14 protein-coding genes and 1 tRNA gene are annotated in these 20,321 nt (G+C 56.6%); 2 read left to right on the top strand and 13 right to left on the bottom strand.

Translation table 11 applies throughout. The features are described 5' to 3' along the window. Both rnhA and HUW35_RS14120 read right to left on the bottom strand, forming a co-directional pair. Positions 1 to 438: a ribonuclease HI gene (rnhA, locus tag HUW35_RS14125; RefSeq protein WP_181252901.1), complete on the bottom strand. Its 438-nt coding sequence runs from the start codon at positions 436 to 438 to the stop codon at positions 1 to 3. Between the two features lie 85 nt (positions 439 to 523). Continuing rightward, positions 524 to 1,279, bottom strand: coding sequence for a class I SAM-dependent methyltransferase (locus HUW35_RS14120; RefSeq protein ID WP_255463317.1), 756 nt, complete (start codon positions 1,277 to 1,279; stop codon positions 524 to 526). A 222-nt stretch (positions 1,280 to 1,501) separates the two neighbouring features. Between HUW35_RS14120 and gloB the strand changes: the two genes are divergently transcribed. Together gloB and HUW35_RS14110 are read left to right on the top strand one after the other, a co-directional pair. Next, positions 1,502 to 2,260, top strand: a complete 759-nt coding sequence (gloB, locus tag HUW35_RS14115) for a hydroxyacylglutathione hydrolase (RefSeq protein WP_181252899.1) — start codon at positions 1,502 to 1,504, stop codon at positions 2,258 to 2,260. A 142-nt stretch (positions 2,261 to 2,402) separates the two neighbouring features. Continuing rightward, positions 2,403 to 3,971: a LysM peptidoglycan-binding domain-containing protein gene (locus tag HUW35_RS14110; RefSeq protein WP_181252898.1), complete on the top strand. Its 1,569-nt coding sequence runs from the start codon at positions 2,403 to 2,405 to the stop codon at positions 3,969 to 3,971. A gap of 95 nt (positions 3,972 to 4,066) precedes the next feature. On the opposite strand, the gene HUW35_RS14105 is transcribed toward HUW35_RS14110, so the two are convergent. The 11 genes from HUW35_RS14105 to HUW35_RS14055 all read right to left on the bottom strand — a co-directional run bounded on the left by HUW35_RS14105 (position 4,067) and on the right by HUW35_RS14055 (position 20,190). Further along, on the bottom strand, positions 4,067 to 5,956 hold the full coding sequence (locus HUW35_RS14105; protein ID WP_181252897.1) for a SurA N-terminal domain-containing protein: 1,890 nt from the start codon (positions 5,954 to 5,956) through the stop codon (positions 4,067 to 4,069). Positions 5,957 to 6,157: 201 nt separating this feature from the next. Continuing rightward, a complete protein-coding gene (locus HUW35_RS14100) occupies positions 6,158 to 6,430 on the bottom strand; it encodes an HU family DNA-binding protein (RefSeq protein ID WP_010132873.1) in 273 nt (90 codons plus the stop codon). Positions 6,431 to 6,911: 481 nt separating this feature from the next. Then, the gene (lon, locus tag HUW35_RS14095; protein WP_181252896.1) at positions 6,912 to 9,317 is read right to left on the bottom strand and encodes an endopeptidase La; all 2,406 of its coding nucleotides are present in this window, start codon (positions 9,315 to 9,317) and stop codon (positions 6,912 to 6,914) included. Positions 9,318 to 9,714: 397 nt separating this feature from the next. Continuing rightward, positions 9,715 to 11,001 carry an ATP-dependent Clp protease ATP-binding subunit ClpX gene (gene clpX, locus HUW35_RS14090; protein WP_181252895.1) on the bottom strand — a complete coding sequence of 429 codons (1,287 nt, stop codon included), beginning with the start codon at positions 10,999 to 11,001 and terminating at the stop codon, positions 9,715 to 9,717. A gap of 226 nt (positions 11,002 to 11,227) precedes the next feature. After that, the gene (gene clpP / locus HUW35_RS14085) at positions 11,228 to 11,872 is read right to left on the bottom strand and encodes an ATP-dependent Clp endopeptidase proteolytic subunit ClpP (protein ID WP_078083768.1); all 645 of its coding nucleotides are present in this window, start codon (positions 11,870 to 11,872) and stop codon (positions 11,228 to 11,230) included. A gap of 272 nt (positions 11,873 to 12,144) precedes the next feature. Further along, a complete protein-coding gene (tig, locus tag HUW35_RS14080; protein ID WP_181252894.1) occupies positions 12,145 to 13,458 on the bottom strand; it encodes a trigger factor in 1,314 nt (437 codons plus the stop codon). Positions 13,459 to 13,632: 174 nt separating this feature from the next. Next, positions 13,633 to 13,717: transfer RNA gene (locus HUW35_RS14075), tRNA-Leu, on the bottom strand. Positions 13,718 to 13,923: 206 nt separating this feature from the next. After that, complete coding sequence (gene fadA / locus HUW35_RS14070; RefSeq protein WP_181252893.1) at positions 13,924 to 15,099, bottom strand: acetyl-CoA C-acyltransferase FadA; 1,176 nt, start codon at positions 15,097 to 15,099, stop codon at positions 13,924 to 13,926. An 11-nt stretch (positions 15,100 to 15,110) separates the two neighbouring features. Beyond that, the gene (gene fadB / locus HUW35_RS14065; protein ID WP_181252892.1) at positions 15,111 to 17,267 is read right to left on the bottom strand and encodes a fatty acid oxidation complex subunit alpha FadB; all 2,157 of its coding nucleotides are present in this window, start codon (positions 17,265 to 17,267) and stop codon (positions 15,111 to 15,113) included. A gap of 376 nt (positions 17,268 to 17,643) precedes the next feature. After that, entirely contained in the window at positions 17,644 to 18,234 is a 591-nt protein-coding gene (locus HUW35_RS14060) for a cupin domain-containing protein (RefSeq protein ID WP_181252891.1), read from the bottom strand. A 96-nt stretch (positions 18,235 to 18,330) separates the two neighbouring features. Beyond that, entirely contained in the window at positions 18,331 to 20,190 is a 1,860-nt protein-coding gene (locus tag HUW35_RS14055; RefSeq protein ID WP_181252890.1) for a beta-ketoacyl synthase, read from the bottom strand. Positions 20,191 to 20,321: the final 131 nt, after the last annotated feature.

Here is a 20,321-nt window from a genome sequence, read left to right as displayed (position 1 = left end):
TTATTCCCCCAGCTCATCAATACCGCGGTTTGCCAGTGCATCCGCGCGCTCGTTTCCCGGATTACCCGCGTGTCCTTTCACCCAGTGCCACTGCACTTCATGGTTCGTGATAGCGGCATCCAGGGCCTGCCAGAGGTCGGCATTTTTCACCGGCTTTTTATTCGCGGTTTTCCAACCGTTGCGCTTCCAGTTGTGGATCCACCCGGTGATACCCTGCCGCACATATTGCGAGTCTGTATGCAGGTCCACCTGGCAACGCTGGTTGAGGGCGTCCAGGGCCTTAATGGCCGCCATCAGCTCCATGCGATTGTTGGTGGTCATGGATTCACCACCACACAGTTCTTTCTCGGCATCACCGCTCATCAGCAATGCCCCCCAGCCGCCCGGGCCAGGGTTTCCCCGGCAGGCGCCATCGGTATAAATCGTAACTTGTTTCAAATCTGGCTCTTGTAATTAGAATCAGGTTCAGTGATTGCCCCCCAGGGAGGGACTTATCGGTCAAATCCGGAGCTTGTGACAAACGCTAGCGCTTGTTGTGATGACGCCCTCTGGCAGCAACCCGCGGGCTACTCGGCACTGGACTAAGCGCAGGCTTCTTGTCGCCGTGCCAATTGAGCTTGATGGCGCGCATCCGCGCCACCTCTTTGCGCGCGACTATGATGTAAAAGCCCCCCCAGGGCAAGTGCCAGCGGGTGCCCATACGCTCCATCCATGCGGTTTTGGCCAGCAGGTCCGCATGCTGCAATGGCAGCCGGAAAAACCCCCGCTCAACCGGCCCCGCCTGCATGTCCAACAGGTTCATCCAGTCTGCTACACGGGCAGCGCGCAACTGATTTCCCTTCTGGTAAGGAGAGGAAGAGAGAAAAATCCGGGAGAGCCCCAGTAGGGAAAACGGATTGAAACCGATCAGAACCATGTGTCCGCCGGGAATCAGCACCCTCGCCGCCTCCCTTAAGACCTGGTGCGGCTGCGGGGAAAAATCCAGCATATGGTGCAGAACCGCAACATCGATGGATTCTGACGGTAATGGCAATTGTTCGAACTCTACCAAGGCAGCACCACCCCGCTCGGCGCAAGGGCTTAGCTGGAACCGGTGGTTTATCCGGCTGCATGCCGCGAAATCCACCTGCCGGGCCACACTGGCCTGCATCAAATGATAACCAAACAAGCCCTCCACCAATGGCTGAGCCAGTGCCAGCTGTTGGGTAAGAATTTCCTGCCCAAGGCTACTTTCGAACCAGTCCCCCAGCTCGCCGCAGGTCTGCGCCAGCGGAAGCATTTGCTCCTTCCTGCGTTTAAACAGGGTTCTGCGCCCCGGCTCCCTACCCATCTGCAGCTCCTAAGCCTTTGAAGAACACCATTTGTGCCGAAAACCCCCGCCCCTGACAGCCTAAATAGATGGTCCGACCTGCTGTGATCAACGGGTCAACCGGTCCTGTGCCTGTGTTAAGGTTCCCACTTAAAACTGGGTTTGAACACACTAGGTTAGCGGGGAGAGCCAATGATCACAATCCGCCCAATACCGGCATTCCATGACAACTATATCTGGCATTTGCAGAATGGTGACCAACATTGGGTCGTAGATCCGGGCGATGCGGCTCCGGTTAAGAAGGCACTGGATGGCGCTAAACTCAGTGGAATCCTGCTCACCCACCACCACTACGATCACACCGGCGGTGTAGCATCTCTGGTCGACGATTTTGACTGCCCAGTCTACGGCCCAGGGAGTATTGACGGCGTGACGCACCCCCTGACGGACGGGGACCAGTTTACGCTTTTACAAGGGGACTGGGAGGTTATCGCCGTTCCGGGCCATACCCTGGACCATATCGCGCTGGTCCTCCACGCCTCCGACGGTACTCACCTGTTCTGCGGAGACACCCTGTTTGCCGCTGGCTGCGGTCGGCTGTTCGAGGGCACACCCGCGCAAATGCACCAGTCCCTGACCAGGCTCGCTTCGCTACCCAAGGACACCAAGGTCTATTGCGCCCACGAGTACACACTGGCAAACCTTCAGTTTGCCCGTGCCGCCGAGCCTGGCAATAGCGATATCGCAGCGCGCCTGGAATCGGACAGGGCTACCCGCGACAACGATCAGCCGACCCTGCCTAGCACTATCGGCCGGGAACTCGCCACCAACCCGTTCCTGCGTACCGGGTCGCCAGAGGTTCGCGCCCAGGCCGCGGCGCATGGCGCTTCCCCGGATGCATCTGCTGTCGAAATATTCGCCACTTTACGCCAGTGGAAGGATACTTTTTGAGCAATTCGCATTGACCGGAACCAACCACCCTCTTTAGAATCAGACAATTACAAATCAAAGCTCAAGCGTATTACCCGATAATTGAGGCGTCAGCGCCGACATGCACAGAGCGGACAAATAACAAGAGACTGCGGACACCAGAATGGTTTATAAGAAATTTGCTGTAGCGATACTGGCTGCGGCAGTGGGGGCCTGTGCACAAATTGACTCGGCGCCACAAACCGCGGATGCGGTACAAACACCCGATATCGATGCCGACGCCAGTGAGGCGAACGCCGTCAGTCAGAATATTCTGGCGGTAGCCGAGCCCGCGCTCCCCCCGAAGGACATCTGGCAACGACTGCGTAGGGGATTCACCCTTGACCGGCAACTTGAGCAGCCGAAAGTCAAAGATTACGTCAGCTACTTTTCCTCGAACCAGGGCTATATGGCCCGGGTCACCGAGCGCTCCCGCCGCTACATCTTCCACGTAGCGGAACAGCTGGAGCAGGCCAATGTCCCGATGGAATTCGCCCTGCTGCCCATCGTGGAAAGTGCCTACGACCCCTTTGCCTACTCCCACGCCCAGGCCTCAGGCATGTGGCAATTCATCCCGGCTACCGGTCGCTCTTTCGGGCTGCACCAGAACTGGTGGTACGACGGTCGCCGTGACGTGGTGGAATCCACCCGCGCAGCTACAGAATACTTCAATTACCTGTCCGCCAAATTTGATGGCGACTGGCTACTGGTGCTCGCCGCATATAACGCCGGAGAAGGCACCGTGAGACGCGCCATTGAGCGCAATCAACGGGCCGGTAAAGGCACCAGCTTCTGGGACCTCAAGCTACCCAGAGAGACTCGTCGCTACGTGCCCCAACTGCTGGCACTGGCGGAAGTGGTCGCACGCCCGGATCACTACCGTGTTCCCTTGCACGATGTAGGCAACACGCCCTACTACACCGCTGTAAATGTCGGCAGCCAGATAGATCTCGCTCAGGCGGCAGAGCTCGCTGGAGTGGAGATTGAAGAACTGTATCTGCTCAACCCCGGCTACAATCGCTGGGCTACGGACCCCAATGGCAGCCACCGCCTGCTGATCCCCAGCAGTAAAAGTGCCCGCTTTGTTGAGGCCCTGGAAAAACTGCCTGCAGATCAGCGGGTAAGCTGGCAACGCTACAAGGTCGCCAGAGGAGACTCCCTCTCGGTTATCGCCCGTCGCTATGAAACCACCGTGGCAGCTATCCAGCAGACCAACAAACTGCGCGGCAGCCGCATTCGCGCCGGCCAGACACTGCTCATTCCCAGCGCGTCCGGCCCCAGTGCGCAGTACGCCTATTCAATTGACCAGCGCGTGCAAAAACGCCAGTCATCCGGCAAAGGCAAAAAATCCAATTACACCGTGCGCCCTGGGGACACCCTGTGGGGTATCGCCCGCTCCCTGGACGTGAAGGTGCGCGAGCTGGCAAGCTGGAACAATATGGCTCCCGGCGACACCCTGCGCCCGGGACGTCAGTTGGTGGCTTACTCATCCACGAGCAACAGCGATAGCAGCAACCGAACCACACGCAAAGTTTCCTATCGTGTACGCAACGGGGACTCCCTGTACCGCATCGCACGCAAATTCCGCATCGATATCGGCGATATCGTGCGCTGGAACAAGATCAGTAAAGGCAGTTACCTGCAGCCAGGTCAGCGACTGACCCTATTCGTAGATAGCGCCTCCAACGGCTGATCGCAAGGAGCGAAAGCCCGGGTCAAGAATCCGGGCACAAAAAAAAACCGGCGCATGCGCCGGTTTTTTTGTGCCTGATGTATGCGAGCGGCAATTTATTCCGCCGCAGACAACTCGATGTCCGCCTGGCTGGCCAGGAATTGCTGCACCGCAGCCAGCTCGGAAGTACCTTGCATGGAAGCGAGCTGCTGCATCAGAGCTTCACGCTGCTCCTTGCTCTGACGAGACAGATCACCCGGTCGAACCGCACGCAGTTGCACCAGCACCACATCCCCGGAGCCCAGCTTGAACTCTTCAAGGTTTTTAGCACCCGGGCGCGGCGCTTCCATACTAAACGCATGCTCGACTACCTCGCCACGAGTACCAAAACCGCCGCGACGGGTCTTGTCGCTGGTTTCGAGGGTAAGCTCTTCTGCCTTGGCGACATCCGCAAGGGATTCACCAGAAGCCACCTGCTGCTCGATAGCGGAGGCTTTGCTCGCAAGCTGCTCGGCAGCTTTATCACGCTTCAGACGCTGTACAATTTCTTCCCGCACCTCTTCCAGCGGCTTGACGCCTGCTGGCTTGTGCTCGGTGACCTTGAGTACCACAGCGTGGTTTTCAGACAGGTTGAGCACATCTGACGAGTTGCCATCTTCCATGACTTCAGGCGCAAATGCCGCGGCAACCACCTTCGCATCAGCAGTGATGCCAGCGCCACCCTGACGGGAAAACAGCGGGGATTTCTGAACAGAAACACCAAGCTCTTCAGCAGGACCAGCCAGAGTTTCCGCATTGTATGCCAGGTCACCAAGACGGCTGATCGCCCCCACAAACTCACGTTCCGCTTCCGCATTGCGCAGGCGTGCGGCGATGGCTGACTTGCGCTCTTCGAAAGTTGGCGGCTCGGCATCGGCCACTTCAAGCAGCTTGATAAAGTGGACGCCCGCATCGGTTTTCACCGGACCGGAAACCTGACCGACTTCCAGTTTCGTCAACGCATCCTCAAACGCCTCGGGGAACACGTCACCACTGGTAAAGCCAACATCACCACCTTCTTCGCTGGTAATGATGTCATCGGAGTACTCTTTAGCCAGCGCTTCGAATTCCGCACCCTCATCCAATTTAGCCTGGACTTCGGCCACTTTTGCCTGGGCCGCCTCATCCTCACCTTCAACCAGAATATGCGCGGCATGGCGGCGAATGTTGGCCTGGAAGTTTTTCACTTCCTGATCGTACTGTGCACGTACATCCTCATCGGACACATCGATATTCGCAGCGAACTGTTCGGGCGTGAGCTCGATGTATTCGATGGCTACCTGCTCAGGACGCTGGAAACTCTGCTGGTTTTCATCATAAAACGACTGCACTTCGCTATCACTTACCTGGATACCTTCCAGCAGGGGTGTAGCGGAAAGTGTCAGATAGTCAAAGTCGCGCTCTTCCATGGACACAGATACGACTTCTTCCGCTTCTGCGCGGGTCGCAAAGGCGCTGCCGGAAACACTATTGACGTACTGCTGCATGACCATTTCCTGCTCAAGCAGCTGACGGAAGCCCGCGGGGCTGTAACCCATACGGCGCAAGCCATCGCGGAACATCTGCTGGTCGAACTGGCCGTTGATCTGGAAACCGGGCATTTGCACGATTTCTCTGTCGACCACGGTGGAGCTCATCACCATACCGCGCTTTTGTGCAGCCTGGCGCATCACCGAGCTGTTCACCAGCTGCTGCAGCACGGGCCCACGCAACTGCTCATCGGTCAGCAGATCCGCCGGCACGTTCTCGCCATACTGGCTTTCGATCATGCTACGGCGATTCTGGATCGCCCGTTGCAGATCGAGATTGGAGATTTTTTCTCCGTTGACTTCGGCTACTCTATCCGCCGAACCGCCACTGGCCCCGGTGAAGAAATCAATCCCACCGATGACCATGATAAATCCGAAAAACGCCGCAACGATGATCGCAGCAGTTCCTTTCAGGTTGTCGCGCATGGACTGAAGCATATTCAGCTCCGAAATTTAACTCTTAACAATACAAATCTGGATCACTGTTTATTGTTATTGCAGTAGCGCACAGGTTCTCACCTGACGACTACTGAATACGGCCTAAATCCGCTGATCCAAATAAAAATTCAAACGTTCAGAAACAAAAAAGGCGCATCTATCTGATACGCCTCCTTGAAGCATTGTCGGTTACAAGGCTTCTTAATTCACCGCGTCTTTCAAAGCTTTACCAGCTTTGAAATTAGGGATTTTAGCCGCAGCGATTTCGATCGGGTCGCCGGTACGCGGGTTGCGACCGGTGCGCGCAGCGCGCTCTTTGACAGCGAAGGTGCCAAAGCCAACCAGAGCTACCTGATCACCTTTTTTCAGTGCATCGGTAATGCTATCTACCATCGCGTCCAAAGCACGGCCAGCGGCTGCCTTCGGAATGTCGGCAGATGCGGCAATGGCTTCAATCAGTTCGGACTTATTCACGCTATATCCCTCTGTTCTTTATCTAGGTTTCTAGGTGTGTATGTTTGGTCTGATGCAGCCTCTTTTAAAGAGGTGCGTTCATGTATTTTTTGCAGTAAAAATTTTGATCACGTGCGGCCCCCCGCAGCGCAACAAGCCCCGTTTTATACCAACTGCCTGTTGGTGGGTCAAGGAACCATGCGGCTTTGCGGGGAGTTGAGCGTTTTTAAATCACAGTTGATCAGGCAACGTCCGCCGAGATCATTTTTTAACCTGCGGATAGGCAGGCTGCGTACTCTACGCGACTTTAAGCGCTCTGTTCAACGCTTTTTTTGCTTGTACAAAGCCCCCACCAGCAAGGCAAACGCGCAGACGGCGTGACCACCGAACAACACGCTCAAAAAGGAAGCAGGTGCTTAATCATGGAAATGGGAACTCGAAAAGAAAAGAGAGGGCTCGAATGAAGCCCTCTCTCCCATATGCCGAAGTCGTCCCGAATCGATCAGTGGGTCTGGATTGACCGCTGCGAACGCTCTTCCGCCTGCTTCTGCAATGCAGAATACTCTTCATCACTCAGCGGGCTGGGTGTTTTTTCCAGCGCATATTCAAACACCTGGTCAATCCATTTGACTGGTTTGATCACCAGATCCTGCTGGATATTGTCGGGAATATCCTTGAGATCCCGCTCGTTGTCCGCCGGAATCAGCACAGTTTTGATACCGCCGCGGTGGGCAGCCAACAACTTCTCTTTTAGGCCGCCGATACGCAATACTTCACCGCGCAGGGTAATTTCACCAGTCATTGCCACATCCGAACGCACCGGGATATTGGTCAGAACAGACGCGAGAACCGTGCACATGGCGATACCCGCAGAAGGGCCGTCTTTGGGGGTTGCCCCTTCCGGAACATGGATATGGATATCCCGGGTCTCATGGAAATCCGGTGCAATGCCCAGCGCCTGCGCTCGCGCGCGAACCACAGTCAGAGCAGCCTGAATCGACTCCTGCATCACATCGCCAAGAGAACCGGTTTTTATCACCCGCCCTTTACCGGATACCGCTGAAGACTCAATGGTAAGCAATTCGCCTCCCACTTCTGTCCACGCAAGACCAGTGACCTGACCGATTTTGTTTTCCTCTTCGGCGCGACCGAAATCAAATTTGCGCACGCCCAGTAATTCACCCAGCTGTTCAGGCTCGACAACTACCTTGCTGGTTGTGGACTTGCGCACATGCTCGGTAACGATCTTCCGGCAAATTTTCGCCATTTCACGATCAAGCCCACGCACCCCCGCTTCACGTGTGTAATAACGCACGACATCGCGCACGGTTTGATCGGTCAGCTCCAATTCCTCAGGCTTCAGACCCGCGGCCTTACGCTGCTTGGGAATCAGATAGCGCTGGGCAATGTTCAGCTTCTCGTCCTCGGTATAACCGGGGATACGGATGACCTCCATCCGGTCCAGCAGCGGACCCGGAATATTCATGGAGTTGGAGGTACACACGAACATCACATCGGAGAGGTCGTAATCCACTTCCAGGTAATGATCGTTGAAGGACTTGTTCTGCTCAGGATCGAGCACTTCGAGCAACGCAGATGCCGGATCACCGCGGTGGTCCATGCCCATCTTGTCGACTTCGTCGAGCAGGAACAGCGGGTTTTTAACACCCACCTTGGAAATTTTCTGCACCAACTTACCAGGCAGAGAGCCGATATAGGTTCTGCGGTGGCCGCGGATTTCCGCTTCGTCACGTACGCCGCCGAGCGCCATACGGACGTATTTGCGGTTGGTAGCGCGGGCTATCGACTCACCCAGGGAGGTTTTACCCACACCGGGAGGTCCTACCAGGCAGAGGATCGGTCCTTTCACTTTTTTAACGCGTTTCTGTACCGCCAGATATTCGAGAATACGCTCTTTCACCTCTTCCAGGCCGTAGTGGTCCTTGTTGAGAATCTCCTCGGCCTTGATCAGGTCATGGCGAACACGGCTGGCCTTTTTCCAGGGAACACTCAGCATCCAGTCGATGTAGCTGCGCAGGACCGATGCCTCGGCAGACATTGGCGACATCATTTTCAGTTTGCCCAGTTCGGCGCGGGTTTTCTTTTCCGCTTCCGCAGACATACCGGAGTCGGCAATTTTCTGTTCCAGCTCTTCAATCTCGTTGGGCTCTTCGGTAATTTCGCCCAACTCTTTCTGAATCGCCTTCATCTGCTCGTTGAGGTAGTACTCGCGCTGGCTCTTTTCCATCTGCTTTTTCACGCGGCCGCGAATACGCTTCTCTACCTGAATCAGATCGATCTCGGAATCCATCAGCCCAAGCAGATGCTCCAGGCGCTCTTTGACACTGACGGTCTCGAGCAGCTCCTGCTTTTGCGGCAAGTCCAGCGACATATGGGCAGCGATGGTATCGGCCAGGCGTCCAGGCTCATCAATACCGGACAGCGAAGTCATCACCTCGTTGGGTACTTTCTTGCTCACGCTGACGTACTGTTCAAACTGGGACATGGCAGAGCGCACCAGCGCCTCGGATTCGGCCTCTGGCAACTCCTCGGATTCCAGCGGGGAAACCGTAGCGCGGTAGTGTCCGTCGCCTTCCTGGATTTCTTCCACCTTTACCCTGTGCCCGCCTTCTACCAGCACCTTCACCGTGCCATCCGGCAGTTTCAGCAGCTGCAACACACTTGCTACAGTACCTACGCGGTAAACGTCGTCAGCCCCGGGATCATCTTCCGATGCCTGGCGCTGGGCGACCAGCAGCACCTGCTTGTCGCTGCGCATGGCCTCTTCGAGCGCATCGATGGACTTTTCCCGGCCCACAAACAGTGGAATAACCATATGGGGGTATACCACCACGTCTCGCAGTGGCAGCAAGGGGTATTCGTTCAAGGTCTCGGATGGCTGGTCCATATAACTCCTCTCGGCCTTCAGGTGGTGTAAACCACCAGGTTGGCGTCTTATTCATCTCGGGATATCCGGATTCCGGTTCCCGGTTTGCGCCAGTTCAGAGTCTAAGTTGGGGGCGTGCTACAGAATAACAAGCCCACCTCGACCCGCGCAGCAAAATTAGTTTAATTCAGCTCGCTCGATCATAGTCATGGAACATGCAAATTCCGGTACACCGGCAAGCGGTAGCACTGAAATCTACCGTGGTCGATGGCGCGGCAGGGGCCAAAACATCAGGGATACGGGCGCCCCCAGTAACCCGATTTTCTAGCGCGCACAAAAAAGCCCCAGGGCGGGGCTTTTCAGGAAAAGCCCAGTGGCAGCACAGGCAGCCACTGGATCGGCAGTCACGACCGAAGTCTTACTCCTCGGGAGCTGCCTTCTGGGGCTGCTCCGCCTGCTCATAAACAAGCAACGGTGCCGATTCGCCCTTGATGACCGCCTCATCGATGACCACTTTCGCGACATTATCCATTGAAGGAATATCGTACATGGTTTCGAGCAATACGGACTCCATGATGGAACGCAGACCACGAGCACCGGTTTTACGCTCCATGGCCTTGGTGGCAACTGCATCCAGCGCATCAGCGCGGAAATCAAGCTCCACATCCTCCATTTCAAACAGCTTTGCGTACTGCTTGGTCAGCGCATTGCGCGGCTCGGTCAGGATCTGCACCAGGGCGGCGCGGTCCAACTCTTCCAGCGTGGCAGTGACCGGCAGACGGCCCACAAACTCGGGAATCAGGCCATAGCGCACCAGATCCTCAGGCTCGAGATCCAGCAGCACCTCACCGAAATTACTGTTGGCGTCCTTGGACTTCACCTCCGCAGAGAAGCCAATTCCACCCTTCTCGGAGCGATCGCGAATCACCTTGTCCAGGCCAGCAAATGCACCGCCACAGATAAACAGGATGTTGGACGTATCTACCTGCAGGAACTCCTGCTGTGGATGCTTGCGCCCACCCTGGGGAGGTACCGATGCCACGGTCCCTTCGATCAGTTTCAGCAGAGCCTGCTGCACGCCTTCACCGGACACATCTCGGGTGATGGAAGGGTTGTCAGACTTGCGGGAAATCTTGTCGATTTCGTCGATGTACACAATGCCCTGCTGGGCCTTGTCCACGTCGTAGTCGCACTTCTGCAGCAGCTTCTGAATGATGTTTTCTACGTCTTCCCCCACGTAACCGGCTTCGGTCAGAGTGGTCGCATCAGCGATGGTAAAGGGTACATTCAACAGGCGGGCGAGGGTTTCAGCGAGCAGGGTTTTACCACTGCCGGTAGGTCCTACCAGCAGGATATTGGACTTGCCCAGCTCTACTTCGTCCTTGCCTTTCACACTCTTGCTGGTGCGCAGACGCTTGTAATGGTTGTAAACCGCAACCGCCAGGACCTTTTTGGCGCGAGCCTGGCCAATGACGTACTGGTCAAGAATTTCGGTAATTTCCTGCGGCGTCGGCAGGCGGGAATCGTCGCCATCGACGGATTCCTGAACTTCTTCGCGAATGATATCTGTACAGAGCTCGACACACTCGTCACAAATGTAAACAGATGGACCCGCGATCAGTTTGCGTACTTCCTGCTGGCTCTTGCCACAGAAGGAACAGTAAAGGAGTTTGCCGTTATCGTCTCCGCTGTTCTGATCAGTCATCTATGTACTCCGTGGTCTGGCAGCCAGCCGAAATGCGGCGGCAAATAGGGTTCATAAGCAAGATGCGGCCTTTTGGCAGGTTTTTCAAGCTTTTTTATCCGTCCGTTCGGAAGCCGGCAAATGCCCCATAAGGAGAAGTTGTCGCACATGGCCCCGTCGGAAGAACAGGGCCCCGGCTTCTGCAGGATTTTTAGGCAATTGATGCCCCGTTATGGGTATTCAGGCGTCACTTACCCAGCGCCTGGCGACGGGCGAGAACATCGTCCACCAGACCGTATTCCTTGGCCTCATCCGCGCTGAGGAAGCGATCGCGATCGGTGTCGCGCTCGATATCCGCAACACTGCGACCGGTGTGGTGGGCCATCAGCTCGTTGAGGCGCGCGCGGATCTTGAGGATTTCCTGCGCGTGGATATGAATGTCAGAGGCCTGCCCCTGAGCACCACCACTCGGCTGATGGATCATGACTCGGGAATTTGGCGTAGCGTAGCGCTTGCCCTCGGCACCAGCGGTCAACAGGAACGCACCCATACTGCACGCCTGCCCGATGCACATGGTGCTCACATCCGGCTTGATGAACTGCATGGTGTCGTAAATAGACATGCCCGCAGTGACAGATCCACCCGGCGAATTAATGTACAGGTGAATATCTTTGTCCGGGTTTTCCGCTTCAAGAAACAGCAACTGAGCGACAACCAGGTTGGCCATGTGGTCTTCCACCGGCCCCACCAGAAAGATCACCCGCTCTTTCAGTAGACGGGAATAGATATCGAAAGAACGCTCCCCTCTCGCGGTCTGTTCAACCACCATGGGAACCAGGCCACCAGTGGCGAGAATGTCGTTGGCGTTCGCAGAATTATCAATATATGCCATGGATACGATGCTTCCTTCTTCGGCGTATTAGGCGACTACAGAACAGGCGTGCTCAAAAAAGGCACAATCCTGAAATATACGGTCAATCTGAGCTTAACTGCTCAACCGCGATAAAGCCAGTTGGGCAAAGCGGGATTGCGAGGGAATAGAACGAGAAAAGATTTTCTTGAGGCGGGCAACTCGGCCGGGCTGATTAATTGAGAGAATTTTTACAGCCACAAACTTTCAACTGAATAAAAAACGGCCACCGTATGGTGGCCGCCTTCTTACAATCAAGCCTGCTTCTGCGGCTTGATAACGTCGTCGTAAGTGCTTTCGACTTCGCTGACCTTGGCCTTGTCCAGCACAAAGTCTACAACCTGATCTTCCAGTACTACAGACTCTACGCCAGCCAGCAGCTCGCGGTTGTTGAAGTAGTACTCGACCACTTCTTCCGGCTGCTGGTAGGTAGAAGCCAGCTCTTCAACCTTCGCTTTTACACGGTCGCTGTCGACAGAAATCTTGTTTTCTTTGACGATTTCACCGACCACGAGACCCAGCACGACGCGACGCTTGGCCTGATCTTCAAACATAGTGTCGGGCAGCATTTTGGCAGCGTCTTCCGGCTTGATCTGGCCACCGAACTGCTGAATCATCTGGCCGCGCAGGGTCTGAACTTCGCCCTGAACCAGTGCCGCAGGAATTTCAACTTCGTGCTTCTCAAACAGCTGATCCATGACCTGGGTCTTGACCTTGTTGAGCGCAGCATTCTTCAATTCGCGCTCCATGTTGCCGCGCACTTCTTCGCGGAACTTCTCTTCGCCGCCTTCTTCTACGCCGTAAGCAGCGAAGAATTCTTCATTCAGCTCGGGCAGTTCAGGCTTCTCGGAACCGGTCACCTTGATGGTGAATACCGCTTTAGCACCAGCCAGGTTTTCCGCCTGGTAATCTTCCGGGAAGGTTACTTCCACTTCCTTCTCTTCACCGGGCTTCATGCCGATGATGCCGTCTTCAAAACCGGGGATCATGCTGCCAGAACCCAGCACCAGCTGCTGGCCTTCAGCCTTGCCACCTTCGAATTCTTCGCCGTCTTTGCGACCAACGAAATCGATGGTAACGCGGTCACCTTTCTGGGCCTTGCGCTTGGTTTCTTTCCAACCGGACTGCTGCTTACGCAGTACGTCGATCATGTTCTCAACATCGGCGTCGGTCACTTCGGCTTTCGGACGCTCAACTTCAACTTCAGCCAGGTCGGTCAGGGTCACTTCCGGGTAAACTTCAAAAGTGGCCACGTACTCCAGGTTTTCACCCGGGGTAACGTTTTTAGCTTCGATGCTGGGCTGGCCAGCGGGCTTGACCTGCTCTTTCTGAACCGCGTCGTAGAAAGAGCGGCTCATCACTTCACCCAGGACTTCCTGGCGCACACCGGCACCGAAACGCTGACGCACAACTTTCATGGGCACCTTGCCCTTACGGAAGCCATTGATGCGCACGGTCTTGGCGGCCTGCTGAAGGCGCTTGTCCACTTCCTTATCTACGACCTCTGCCGGCAAATTGACCGTAAGGCGACGTTCCAGACCGGAAGTTGTTTCGATGGAAACCTGCATGATAATCCTCGTGAGACTCTTCTCTTCACAGATGCCGGGCTACGGGGAAGCCCCGGCACCAGCGACTAGCGTTGCGCCGACGATCATTCGCCGGCCGCCATATACAAACAGCCCGCGCCGCACATTTTCCAATTCAAAAATGCGCTTTTTGGCACGGACTACAAAATTACTTATTGGTGGGGACGGGGAGACTTGAACTCCCACACCTTGCGGCACCAGAACCTAAATCTGGCGTGTCTACCAATTCCACCACGTCCCCGCAACCTCACCACGCTAACCCGTTGATTTCCATGGATTTTTAACAAAAATCCAGATAGGCCCGTAGCGAGGGGAGCAGATTGTGCCACAGTGGACACAGGGCTTCAACAAAAGCGCACTTTGGGAGTGCGCGACAGGCCTGAAAAACAACGGGGCACCTCAAGGGTGCCCCGCATGACCTGCTTTACAGGATAAATCCGGAGGGGGTTATACCCGCTCGAGGATAGTGGTAATCCCCTGCCCCAGACCGATACACATGGTGGATACACCCAGATCTCCACCCTCGTTCTGCATGACCGACAGCAGGGTGCCAGTAATACGCACACCGGAACAGCCGAAGGGGTGACCCAGGGCGATGGCACCGCCGTACAGGTTTACCTTCTCGTCCATGGCATCCAGCAGCTTGAGGTCTTTGAGCACCGGCAGAGCCTGTGCCGCAAACGCTTCGTTCAGCTCAACCTTGTCGATGTCCTCGATGGTGAGGCCGGCGTTTTTCAATGCTTTCTGGGTGGACGGCACCGGGCCGTAACCCATGATGGACGGATCCACACCTGCCAGCGCCATTTCACGTACTTTCGCGATCGGCGTAAGGCCCAGAGCCTGAGCGCGCTCAGCGGACATGACCAGCATTACAGAGGCACCATCGGTGATCTGTGAAGAGGTACCAGCAGTTACCTGGCCGTGCTTGGGATCGAAGGCGGGTCTCAACTGGGACAGCGCCTCAACTGTGGTCTCCGGACGGATGGTCTGGTCCTTCTCCACAAGCATCGGCACGCCGTCGTCGTCGTGGCCTTCAATGGCGATGATCTCGCGATTGAACTTGCCCTCTTCGGTGGCCTTTGCCGCACACTGGTGCGAGCGCGCCCCGAATTCATCCATTTGCTGACGCTGGATACCGTGCATCATCGCCAGGTATTCCGCGGTCATCCCCATGGAACCGGCCGCCTTGGCCATATGGCGGCCCAGCATCGGGTTTGGACTGACGTGCTCCATCATGTTCAGGTGGCCCATATGCTCGACACCACCCACCACATAAACGTCACCAACACCGGCCTGGATGTTCGCCGCTGCAGTGTGCAGCGAGGACATGGAGGAACCACACAGGCGGTTGACCGTTTGCGCCGGGATCGTGTGCGGCAGGCCTGCGCGCAGCACGATCATGCGCGCCACGTTGAAGCCCTGCTCGTCACGCTGCATGACACAGCCCCAGATCACGTCATCAATTTCTTTCGGATCCAGCTTTTCGTTGCGCTGCAGGAATTTTTTCAGCAGATCTGCGGACATGTCGTCGGCCCGCACATTGCGATATACGCCGTTTTTGGATCGGCCCATGGCAGTACGCGCATAGTCGACGATTACGGCATCTCTAGGATTCAGACTCATGGAAACTCTCCTTACTTGTCGCCGTAGTAGGTTTTGCCGCTGGCGGCCATTTCGCGCATACCTTCGGTAGGCTTGTACAGCTCACCCAGGTCGCTGTACTTCTCGGCCATTTTCACGAAGTTATCCAGGCCAATGCTGTCCAGCCAGGCAAAAATGCCACCGCGGAAGGGCGGGAAGCCAATGCCGTAGACCAGAGCCATATCGGCTTCAGCGGGAGAATCGACGATTCCCTCTTCCAGGCAGCGGGCGAGTTCGGTAGCCATGGGCACCATCATGCGCTCGATGACAGTATCGCTTTCGAACTCGGTACGCTCAGCCACGTGCGGCTTGAGGAGCTCGTAGGCTTCATCCGTAGCCACTTTCTTCGGGCGACCTTTCTTGTCTTCTTCGTAGTTGTAGAAGCCCTTGCCATTCTTCTGTCCGTAGCGACCGGCTTCGTACATCACGTCGGATGCCGCTGTGAATGTCTTGCCCATACGCTCCGGGAAGCCTTCGGCCATGACTTTCTCTGCATGCACACCGGTATCGATGCCCACTACGTCCATCAGGTAGGCCGGACCCATCGGCCAACCCCAGCGCTCCATTACCTTGTCCACCTGCTGGAAGTCTGCGCCGTCGCGCACCAGCATGGCGAAACCGGCAAAGTACGGGAACAGCACGCGGTTCACCAGGAATCCGGGGCAGTCGCGCACAACGATTGCTTTCTTGCCCATTTTGTTGGCGTAAGCCACAACGCGGGCGACGGCGTTCTCGGAAGTCTTCTCACCGCGAATTACTTCCACCAGCGGCATTTTGTGCACCGGGTTGAAGAAGTGCATGCCGAGGAAGTTTTCCGGGCGGGACAGGGGCTCCGCCAGGGTATCGATAGAAATGGTGGAGGTGTTGGAAGCAATTACCGTATCTTCAGAGACCTTGGTCTCCACTTCTTTCAAAACGGCGTGTTTCACTTTCGGGTTTTCTACCACTGCCTCTACCACGATATCCACGTCGCTGAAGCCGTCATAGCTCAGGGTGGGTTCGATACGGTTGAGGGTCTCAGCCATTTTCGCCGGGGTCATGCGACCGCGATCGACCAGCTTGGTGAGAAGCTTGCCCGCTTCTTTCAGCCCCAGGTCGATACCATCCTGGTTGATATCCTTCATCTTGATGGGCGTGCCTTTGTAGGCAGACTGATAGGCGATACCGCCACCCATGATGCCCGCGCCCAGCACTGCCGCGCGCTCAATTTCCTTGTCGGACTTTTTCTCCCAGCCTTTGGCGACCTTGCTTACCTTCTGGTCGTTCAGGAACAGGCCCACGAGAGAGGTGGCCGTTTCGGTCTGGGCACTGGCAATAAACTGCTGCTGCTCAATTTTCAACGCTTCGTCACGATCGAGCTTGTAGCCCTGCTCGATGGAAGTGACCGCGTTTACCGGGGAGGGGTAATTGCGACCCGCCTGCTGCCCAACGAATGCCTTGGTGGTAAAGAAGGCCATCAGGGCTTCGGTGTCGTTGAGCGGGATCGGGGATTTCTTAATTTCGCGACGCTGCTGGTAATCCAGCTCGCCGTCAATGGCGCGAGCGAGCAACTTCAGCGCTGCGTCTTTCAATTGCTCGGTGGGCACTACGGCATCCACTGCATGCGCGGCCAATGCAGCGTCCGGGCGCTGTTCTTTACCGGCGGCAATCCACTCTGCGGCAACATCAACGCCAACCACACGCGGCAGGCGTACGGTACCGCCCCACCCCGGGATCAAACCCAGCTTCACCTCTGGCAGGCCCACCTTGGCCTTGTCGCCCATCAGGCGGAAATCGCACCCGAGGCACACTTCAAAACCGCCACCCAGGGCGTAGCCATTGATGGCAACCGCGGTGGGGAACGGGAGGTCTTCCAGGCGATTGATGTTTTCGTTGTTCTTGTTCATCAGTTCGGCGATACCGTCGGCGCCGGCTGAGAAAGCGCCGCCAAACTCGGTAATGTCCGCACCGACGATAAATACACTTTTGCCACTGGTCAGCAACAGGCCTTTGATATCGCCAGCTTTTTCAATTGCGTCCAGTGCCTCGGAAAATTCCGTAACGGTGAGACGATTGAATTTATTGACGGATTCGCCTTCCAGATCGAATTTCAGTTCCGCGATGCCGTTTTCCAGCATCTGCACGGATAGCGCTTTGCCACTAAATAACATTATTGACCTCATTGATTGGTGACCGGGGTGACTTTCTGTAGAGCTCACCGGTCCGGGGGGTCGGGTTGTGCATGACAGATTTCGGGATTACCTCCCGGCGAGCGTACGGCGCAACTGTAACCAGCTGATGACGCGTTTCTCGAAACCAGTCAACGCGCCCAAGTATAGCCAGATTAAAACACTTGTTTGAATACCATTTCCGCCATATCCACTGTCCGGTTTGATGCCCGAATTGTGGTCACGCCGCCTGCAAGTTCAAAATTTGACCGCATCGTCGAAAGAAACAACAAAATACATAAATCGCAATCCCGTGCTACAGATTGTGGATGAGCGGGAACGGAGAATGCAAAAGACAACGGTGGCCGACAGGATACGATCAGACGCTGGGAGGGTTGTTGGCACTGACCAGTACGCAGTCCTCGTCCCCCACATTGCGGAAACGGTGCGGCCTGCGGCTATCAAAATAGTAGCCGTCACCGGGCCCGAGCAGGGCCACCTCGCCGCCGACGGTCACTTCCAACGCACCAGATACCACGATACCGCCCTCCTCGCCGTCATGGCTCAGAAGTTCCGGGCCAGTATCCACTCCCGGAGGATAGACCTCGTAAAGAATCGACATGCTGCGCTGGTTGTTGCCAGCCCCGAGCAGCCGGTACTGGATCGGGCCCGGGCCAACATTCGGCATTTCAGAGGAACGGAAAAACACCTGCGGCTGGCTGTCGAAGTGAAAGGTAAAAAAATCGGCCAACGACATGGGAATGCCGTTCAACACTTTTTTGAGGGAGCCCACCGAAGGACTGACACGCCCCTGCTCGATAAGAGAAATGGTGGCGTTGGTAACCCCGGCGCGCTTTGCCAGTTCGCGCTGCGACCAACCATGCATCAGGCGCACAGACTTTAACCGTGCGCCGACATCATCGCCGCCGGCAACATCTGCCGGCGGCACCTTGGCATCCTTTTCTGTCATCCAGTACTACCTGTGGCGGGATTTCCCCGGGAAGTCTACCCCGTGAAAGCGCGATCGCACAGAGCCCCGCTCTGCTTCCCGGGAAATCCAGGCGCGTTACACCATATCCGCAAACGGGTTTTCATCCGGCAGGGATACGCTACCGGCGATACCGGGCATGGTCATTTTCGATCCTTCCAGCGCAATACCCGCCTCATCGATAAGGCCTTCACCAAAGCGGTAAATCGCATCCAGGTCGCCGCGACTGGCGCGAGCATCATAGGCCTGCGCGCTCTCGGCAACGGCTTCATTGCGCTTGCGATACTCGGTCATCGCCCGCTCACCGTGGCGTTTGGCGAGCATTTTCTCGGCAATGTGCGGGGCAAGTACACTGGCTGTGGCGTTGTTGCCACCGAAGCCCTTGGAGTTCAGGAAAGCAACATCCAGGGACGCGGGATCACGCTCCACATGCGCGGTAGAAAGCGCCAGGTGATCATGATGCACATCATCAGCTACCCGCTCAATGGTGGTGATACCCGGCAGGATTCCGCGATTGAAAACACCCAGGCTGGTGATCAACTGGTCACCACTCGCAGCCGCCACTGTGTGGCCGACAAAGGCTTTGACCGCACAAACCGGCCACTCTTCAATGCCGAATGCCGCCGCCAGTCGATCGAAAATCGCAGACTCGGTGACCCGGTTCTGCGGCGTACTGGATCCGTGGGCCTGAACGAAACTGCGCTGACGCAGGCTGTCCTCCCCCAGAATCGCGCGCGCCTCGGACATTGCACGGGCAACGGTCAGGTAATTTCCCGGTCCCGGCGCGGAAATAGATTTTTTCGGGCCATCCGCATTGACGAAAACATTCGCTACCGCGCCGTGGATGGGGGCGCCCAACTCCAGCGCGAGCTCATCATCCATCAAAACCACCCACTGGCTGCCCTCACCGAGAGTGAAGCCACAGTTTTCCCCAAAGGGGCGGCTGGCACGGCGGAAATCAATGTTGTCACCGAAAATCTTGCGCAAACCGTCCAGGTTGGCCAATGCACCCATAGTGGCATAGCCATCCACCACTTCCGGTACCAGTGGCGCCTCGGCAGCACCCACCACCGCAACGCGGGCGCGACCACAGCGAATATCTTCCACCGCCGCGCGCAAGTTGTAGAGATAGGTGGCGCAGGCACCGGCGACGGCCCCGGTGGTGCCAACACTGCCCAACACATAAGCGTTTACGAAGTCTGCGGGCATACTCGTCAGGCCCAGGGCCAGCTGCTTGGAGCTCACCCGCCCGCCGCGCAAACGGGACTGCAGGAGCCCGCCGTTACCGTTGGGATCCAGCTGGCTCATGGCCGAACTGGCATACAGGGAGATGTTTTCCGGCCCGGCCTTTTCCACTACCCGGTCCCAGTCAATACCCAGGGACTGAACGGCATCAGACGCGCCGAGAATAGCCAACTGCAGGCCGCGCGGATGGAAGCGGGAGTTGTAATGTTGCGCCGGCTCAAAGCCAGTAGGTAACTGGCCCGCAGAGCCCACGGCGATTTCCCGATAGCTATCCAGCATGACCGAGAGACCGGCGGTATGAACACGTACGCGCCCTTTCTCCAGCGGTTCCACCTTCCAGTCTTCCGGCAGCGGAGATGGCAGCTGGCGCGCGGACATTTCGAAGGTAAAGCCGTTTTCACTTTGCAGATCGGCTGCCTGATGGAAATGGCACTTGCGATAGTCGTAGTAGCGAGATTCCAGCTCTCGCACCAGCGTGCCCTGCAAAACCTGCTGTTCCAGCTCGGCACTGAGGGGGCCTGTGGCCGCGTCACCGGTGCGCAGGCCCATCAGGGCCGCCAGGTCAGACAGGACATCGGTGCGCTCATCGGCGCCAAGACTATCCAGCACCAGCCGCTTATAGCCACGGTGAAACGAGCTGCGACCAGCGGGGTTAAACCCCCCAAAAGCGGTGATTACGGGTAGGCGCTGCATCCTGACCTCCTGCCTGTGATTCGGAAAACGGGTCGAAATTCCGGAGCGAATTCGATGGTGCGCCAGTGTATGGGCTGGCGATTCGGCCGGGTTATGGGCATACTGGCCAGCAAATTTGAGCATCTGGCCAA

Origin of the sequence: Microbulbifer sp. YPW1 (genome assembly GCF_013367775.1) — a bacterium.
GTDB lineage: Bacteria > Pseudomonadota > Gammaproteobacteria > Pseudomonadales > Cellvibrionaceae > Microbulbifer.
Note: the sequence above shows the minus strand (reverse complement) of the source record. Positions and strands in the feature narration are given on the sequence as shown.